The sequence below is a fragment of the Candidatus Dadabacteria bacterium genome, assembly GCA_009837205.1.
Lineage (GTDB): Bacteria > Desulfobacterota_D > UBA1144 > Nemesobacterales > Nemesobacteraceae > Nemesobacter.
The window spans coordinates 31617-38127 of sequence record VXTZ01000015.1 but is presented as its reverse complement, the minus strand read 5'-3'; the positions used below and the strand labels follow the sequence as shown (position 1 = coordinate 38127).

Annotated in this window: 4 protein-coding genes; 1 reads left to right on the top strand and 3 read right to left on the bottom strand. The window is 49.8% G+C overall.

Annotation, left to right across the window (positions count from 1 at the left end; translation table 11 throughout):
- Window positions 1-208: 208 nt before the first annotated feature.
- Window positions 209-1141 (top strand): outer membrane beta-barrel protein, encoded by a 933-nt coding sequence (locus F4Z13_03215; protein MXZ48252.1) that lies wholly within the window; start codon window positions 209-211, stop codon window positions 1139-1141.
- Between the two features lie 500 nt (window positions 1142-1641).
- Here F4Z13_03215 and F4Z13_03210 read toward each other — a convergent pair whose 3' ends face one another.
- The 3 genes from F4Z13_03210 to F4Z13_03200 all read right to left on the bottom strand — a co-directional run bounded on the left by F4Z13_03210 (window position 1642) and on the right by F4Z13_03200 (window position 6361).
- The gene (locus tag F4Z13_03210; GenBank protein ID MXZ48251.1) at window positions 1642-2334 is read right to left on the bottom strand and encodes a hypothetical protein; all 693 of its coding nucleotides are present in this window, start codon (window positions 2332-2334) and stop codon (window positions 1642-1644) included.
- Window positions 2331-4949, bottom strand: coding sequence for an alanine--tRNA ligase (gene alaS / locus F4Z13_03205; protein MXZ48250.1), 2619 nt, complete (start codon window positions 4947-4949; stop codon window positions 2331-2333). Before alaS ends, F4Z13_03210 begins: the two co-directional genes overlap by 4 nt.
- 134 nt (window positions 4950-5083) lie before the next feature.
- Window positions 5084-6361, bottom strand: a complete 1278-nt coding sequence (locus F4Z13_03200) for a hypothetical protein (protein MXZ48249.1) — start codon at window positions 6359-6361, stop codon at window positions 5084-5086.
- Window positions 6362-6511 lie beyond the last annotated feature (150 nt).

The following is a 6511-nucleotide window of genomic DNA, read 5'->3' as shown; positions in this document are numbered from 1 at the left end:
GCATTTTCACGTATAGAATTCTCGGGACAAACAGAAGCCCGAAAAGATTCTTGCTCGTAACATACTGAAATCCCTAACTATTTATAAACTTTTTGTTTTTCAATTACAATTGCAAATTTTAATTGAATTAGGGCCCGAATTATAATATGTTCTTTAATAGGGTGTGTGGCTTTTTATTCCTACATAGCAAATCTAATAGGAGGTATGAATGAGCAGATTCATAACCCTTACCTCTTTTTTACTTCTCCTCATACTGATTCCTTTTTCATCAAACGCCCAGCAGCTGTATATAAGTACTGAGTTGGGACTCGGTATCGGGAATTCTTTGGATACCGACGCTAGTGATACTGATTTCGGCACGTTGTGCGATCAACACTTAAATCCAGAGGGTGATAACCATTTCGACCCTGGTGTATGTTCTTGGGAGACATCAGTGTGGAATAACAGCTTTGACGGTGCAACGGGAATAATCGCTGGCGTCGCTTTAGGCGTCAGCACAGATTTTGGCGCGAGAATTGAAGCCGAGTATTTTAACTTCGGCGCACAATACGATACGACATCCTCGGTTGTTGGAGGAGGTCAGGATATTGCGGATAAAGCAGATCAAGAGCTTGTCCGTTCTGATGAGCGCATAGGAGCGGTAAATATAAACAGTCTGTTTGTAAACGTTTACTACGACCTTCCGGTCTCCGGGCAACTCCGTCCTTACATCGGAGGTGGGGTGGGTTTCGGAATGGCTGAAGTCGAATTTGACGCTGTTTGGGCCCGTAATATAAACCCGGATGTGATTACAACCGCGGACGATGCGGAGTACCTGGGTTCCGGAAACGAAGAAGAGGATCGCCAAGCTCTGCATCGAAGAATCGCCGGCGTCACGAGCACGGCGAGCCATACTCTCGAAGATACGGTGGTCGGTTACCAGGCGGTGGTCGGAGTGGATTATATGCTGACCGATAGTGCTTCAATCGGAGTCAAGGGACGCTGGGTCCAGTACGCCAAGTTCAGTGGCGGAGATGTATGGGACCAGTTGCGCGGTCACGCCCCCAATAATGGCCGGGGAACAAACACAGTTGAGTATACAATTGAGACTGACGACTTGAGCGCGTTCGGAGTCAGTCTGGTAATGAAATATGCGTTCTGATTTCCGTTTTCTCAAAGCGAAGCGGAAAAAATCTAGCGGATCGAGGTCCTTTATGGTTTGTGGGACATAGCGGTGACTTCATGTAAAAGTGAAGACATAGGGCCAGTCACCGTGAATTCATAGGGGACCCTCGATTCCGCTTCAGAGAAAAACCCAAGTTCCACTCTTACAACCACCTTTTCTAGGGCCTTTAAATACAACACATTCATCCCCTTCTATTAATTCTCTCGGCAGGAATGAACTTCCTTTGCCCGGATAGCTTGAACATCACAAAGAGCAACTCTTCGAAGGTTACTTGGAACTCACAAGACAATCTGATGGCTTTGTTGAACTCAGAACCGGCGAATTATTGCCAAGCGGGCAGTGGAAAGTCTGTTCTCAACTTCGTAGGATGCAGCCCTTCTGGGAGTCTCGGGTCCACAGCAGCGGTTATTTGCGGAGCGATTAACTAGATGAGTGCTCTCTCCGAAATCCATATACAAGCCTTCGAACCTCAAAGCCTAGGCGTCGGACAACGCGGCTTCCGCACCAGCTCCAACCACCCAGCCCACTTCCGTTGAATCCTTACCGAAAGAATCGTCGGGATCCACCATGGAGCCCGAATCACTGGAATCAATATCGGTTACCGAGTTGCTGATGCCGGCAAAAGCCAGTCCGGTGGTCACAAAGACTGTTACACAACCAACCGCTTGTTCAACCCCCCCGCGCGCAGAAACGATCCACGAAAATTCCGATTCGGCAGTTTCATCCAAACCTTCAGGATCAAGCTTATTGGTTGATGCCGACACGTTGGTCAACGTGCCGTCAAGTTCCATTCTCAGGGTCAAGCCACCAACATCGAACTTTCTCCCTACGATAACGCCGCCGACAAAGCCCGTATCGTCATATTTGGAAACCGAACCGGGATTGCCCCAGTCAGCGAAGCCATCAATATCCAATATCCGGTTTCTCATAAAAGCGGAGCCAGCAAAGACCCCCGCGTAACTGTCGAAGCGCGCAGGTCCGGTCTCGCTCTGTGCGGGATCACCATCGGTTTCGCTCTGCGTGAGATCATCGGGCATAACACCCGAGAAACCAGCATTTGGACTTACCAAGAGAACGAACAGAAGAACTCCCAAGCTGCCTGCCATGAGCTTTGTTCTATTGTTTTTTCTCGGCACAACACTTAAAAAGAAATCGATACTCTTTTTCATATGAGTTCTCCTAGGTGATTCAGCATCTTCGGTATGTTACCGGGCATATTTCCGCCTGCCTGCGCCATCTCGGCACCCCCGCCCCCTTTTCCGCCGACAATCCCGGCAAGCTCCTTTACGATTTTTCCAGCGTGATAACTGCCGACAAGATCCTTGGTAATACCCACAAGAATAAAAACCCGGCCTCCATTCTCAGCAACAAGCACAGCGATGCCGTTATTCATTTTCCCCTTCAGGTAATCCCAAAGAGAACGCAGTTCTGCAGGTTTCGAAACAGAAACTTTGACCCGAAGGAGGTTGACTCCTTCCACATCCTCAACTTTGTCAATCAGCTCGGCGGCCGTTTCTACAAGAGTCTTCGCCTTGGAAGATTCGATTTCCGCCTGGAGCCGGGCATTTTCATCAATCACTCCGGCAAGCCTAGAAAGAAGTTCGGAGCGGGGGGCGTTAAGGGTGGTGGAGAATTCGTTCAGGATATCTTCCTGCCCTTTCATGTAATTCCATGCCGCCTGACCGCTTACAGCCTCGATCCTCCTTACTCCCGCAGAAGACGCGCTCTCAGACACTATCTTCACCATGCCTATCTCACCCGAGGCCCTGACATGGGTACCGCCGCAAAGCTCTTTGCTGTAGTCCCCTATCATTACCACTCTTACCCTGTCGCCGTATTTCTCTTCGAATATGGCGGTGGCCCCGTCCTTTATGGCTTCGTCGTACGAAACGTCTTCTTTCGTCACGACCTCGTCGTCACGCCTTATTCTCTCGTTGATGATCTGTTCTATGGAATCGAGCTGCTGTTTCTCGATCGAGGAATAGTGGCTGAAATCAAACCTGAGCCTGTCGGGCCCGACGAACGATCCTGCCTGGTTGACGTGATTGCCGAGGACTTCCTTTAAAACGGCGTGAAGCACATGCGTTGAGGTATGGTGAGCCATAACCCCCTGTCTGAACACGGGGTCAACCTTCATGTGCACCTGGTCGCCGACCTGCGCGTTTCCCTTCTCGATAACAACATTGTGAATGAAAAACGTGGGGGTGAGCTTTTTCGTATCGAGGACTTTCGCATGGAATCCCGGTCCGGCAATTTCGCCCCTGTCCCCGGTCTGTCCGCCCGATTCCCCGTAAAAAGGAGTAATATCGGTAATTATCTGGGCTTCCTGACCCTCCCAAGCTGTGTCAGAAATCTCTCCCTGGCTTATTATTCCAGTAACCGCGCCTTCGGAAGAGAGGGTCTTGTAGCCAACAAATTCTGTTGTCATCTCTCCGGCGAGCTCAAGCAGAACAGATGTAAGGTCGGTTTCTCCGCCGCCACGGGCTTTTCTTGACTTGGTTCTCTGTCTCTCCATTTCCTTCTCAAAGCCCGGGAGATCAATATCTATACCCTCGGTTCTAGTTATGTCTTCAGTTAGGTCGACCGGGAACCCGTATGTATCGTAGAGACTGAAAACCACCTTGCCTGAGAGCTTCTTCTTTCTCCCAAGTTTTGCGATTTCCTGATTAAGAAGTTCAAGTCCTCTGTCCACCGTCTCGAGGAATCTCTCCTCCTCGCTTTTTACAACCTGGGATACAAAATCCCCCTTTTCCCTGATCTCAGGATAGGCATCCGCCATGATCCCCTCAACCGCGGGCAGGACCCTGTAGATAAAGGGTCCGTCTATTCCCAGAAACTTGGAGTGGCGGACGGCTCTCCTGAGTATCCTCCTAAGAACGTATCCCCTACCTTCATTTGACGGGAATACTCCGTCCGAGATGAGAAAAGCAAGCGCTCTTGAATGATCCGCTACAACCCTCATCGCAACCTCGGTAGAGCGGTCGGTGGAATAATCTCTTCCGGAAAGCTCCTCTATCTTGCTTATTATCCCTCTTAAAAGGTCGGTCTCATAGTTGCTCCGCACTCCCTGAAGAACCGCTGTAAGTCTTTCAAGCCCAAGCCCCGTGTCGATGCTGGGACGAGGAAGAGGTGTCATCTCTCCCTCTTGATTTCTCTCAAATTGCATGAACACAAGATTCCAGAGCTCAAGGTAACGATCGCACTCGCATCCGACGGCGCACCCCGCTTTCCCGCAGCCAAGCGCTTCCCCCTGATCTATCAGTATCTCGGAACACGGACCGCACGGACCCGTATCCCCCATTGACCAGAAATTGTCTTTCTCCCCCATCCTCACGATCCTTTTCTTGGCAACACCGATATCTTTGTTCCAGATCTCAAAAGCCTCGTCGTCGTCTTTATAGACGGTGACCCAGAGTTTTTCCTTGGGAAGCCCGTAAACATTGGTAATAAGATCCCATCCATAATTGATGGCTCCTTCCTTGAAATAGTCGCCAAAGGAAAAATTCCCAAGCATTTCAAAAAAGGTATGATGTCTCGCCGTATACCCGACGTTGTCAAGATCGTTGTGCTTTCCCCCGGCTCTGAGACACTTCTGGGAAGAAACCGCTCTTTTGAAATCTCTGGTCTCATTCCCAGTGAAAACATTTTTGAACTGAACCATCCCGGCGTTGGTAAAAAGGAGAGTAGGATCGTTCTCCGGTATAAGAACGGAACTGCGCACCGGTTCGTGTCCCCTCTCGGAGAAATACTCGATAAATTCTCTTCTAACCTCGTATCCTTTCATCTAACAAAAGTCCCAGGCATACAGTACGGTGAACCGTTATTGGCTAAGAAGCCGGTTTCCAACCCGGATGAGAAAATATAACAGGAATGGTAGAAAACTGAATTGAAAGAGCGGAGCAAAGTAAAGAAAGAGCTCTATCTTCCGGTCCGCTGCAATGCTTCTTCCTCAACCCCGGTAACGGCGTAACAGAGGTTCCCATCGACCTTTTCACGTCTCACTTCGAGATAATCGCTTACGCCCTCGCGGAAACCGGTCGTAACAAATACACTCCAAGCCCTCGCTCCATCGCAAAGAGATTTGGCCTCGTCCACGAAGGGTTTCGCAAGCGCAAAAACGTCCGATTCATCTGACACAGGCAAATCAGCCGAGGAAATGCCCATCTTAAGCTTTATATCCGACCGGGTAGAGACTTTCTGACCATCGACGACCCCGGCGAAAAGCTGCATCATCTCAACCGCGCAGCATACGCAATTGAGCTTTGCAGCGGGTCCGGGACCGGGGCTGGTGAAAAAAGCCACCACCTCATCGCGAAGTATGGCTTCCACGGTTCCTCCGAAGGAGCTTATAGTAGTTGAAACGGACTTTCTGTAATCGGCCGTAAGAGAGTTGACGCTGGATGGCGAAACATCTTCAATCAGGGTTTCAAAATCCGCGATCTTCACGACGAGTATGCTGATATCTGCCTTCTTTCCCTCGGAATCCGCAATCTCGGTAACGGCGGAGGGAGCCTCTTGTTCAGGTTCGGCATCCTCTTCTTCAACTTCTTCAACATGCACGATTTCCACCAGTCCCTCATCAAACGAATCTTGGGGAGCTTGAAACGAAGAAACATCAGAAGATTGCTCCGGGCTTAAGACTATCTTCGGCCGGAAATCCGTCGGCAGTTCATCCGAACGGTCAAAGTCCGCATCTTCCAAATCCTCGGTGTCGTCCCGGTCGGCCGACCCGCCTTCAAGCGAAGAGGCCATTTCGTTGAATTCACGGCAAAGCCACTGAACCCCTGCCCCCGCAATAAGCGAAGACCGTCCATCCAGGCGGACCGAGTAATCTCCGCTGGCAACAGAACCTACAGCTTCAGAGAATTCCCCCATGAACCGGAATGCCCGATCACTTATAAAACGTATCAGGGAAGTAAGAACAACTGCCATCAGGGAAGCGAAAATGAGGCTCCAGAGCAAAGCGTCAAGGTTGAAGTTTTTCCCAACAGAACTTCTCAGACCCAAAAGGACAGTCTTTCCCTCAGGCCCCTTGAGGGTGAGTTTCTCAAAACCCTTGTCATCCTGAAAACCGAAACTCTTTTCAAGCACCCCGTTATGATCAAGCAGCCTTACGTACCCGACATCGTTTCTCGTATCAAGAATGCTTCTTGCGCGGTCGGCGAAAAAAACTTCCTCGCTGAACACTTCTTCCATCTCCTCAACTATGAGGTCGGCGTACCTCTCCGGGAAATAAAAATACTGGAACGCAAAAACCGCCAGAAACGAGAGCAGGAGACAGAAAATAAATACGGGAAAGAATGGAACTAGATTGAAAGATTTTTACCGGTTTTTCAAAGCACTCAA

Coding starts and splice junctions, on each gene's coding strand:
- F4Z13_03215 (MXZ48252.1), top strand. CDS start 209: ATGAGCAGATTCATAACCCTTACCTCTTTTTTACTTCTCCTCATACTG.
- F4Z13_03210 (MXZ48251.1), bottom strand. CDS start 2,334: ATGAAAAAGAGTATCGATTTCTTTTTAAGTGTTGTGCCGAGAAAAAAC.
- alaS (MXZ48250.1), bottom strand. CDS start 4,949: ATGAAAGGATACGAGGTTAGAAGAGAATTTATCGAGTATTTCTCCGAG.
- F4Z13_03200 (MXZ48249.1), bottom strand. CDS start 6,361: ATGGAAGAAGTGTTCAGCGAGGAAGTTTTTTTCGCCGACCGCGCAAGA.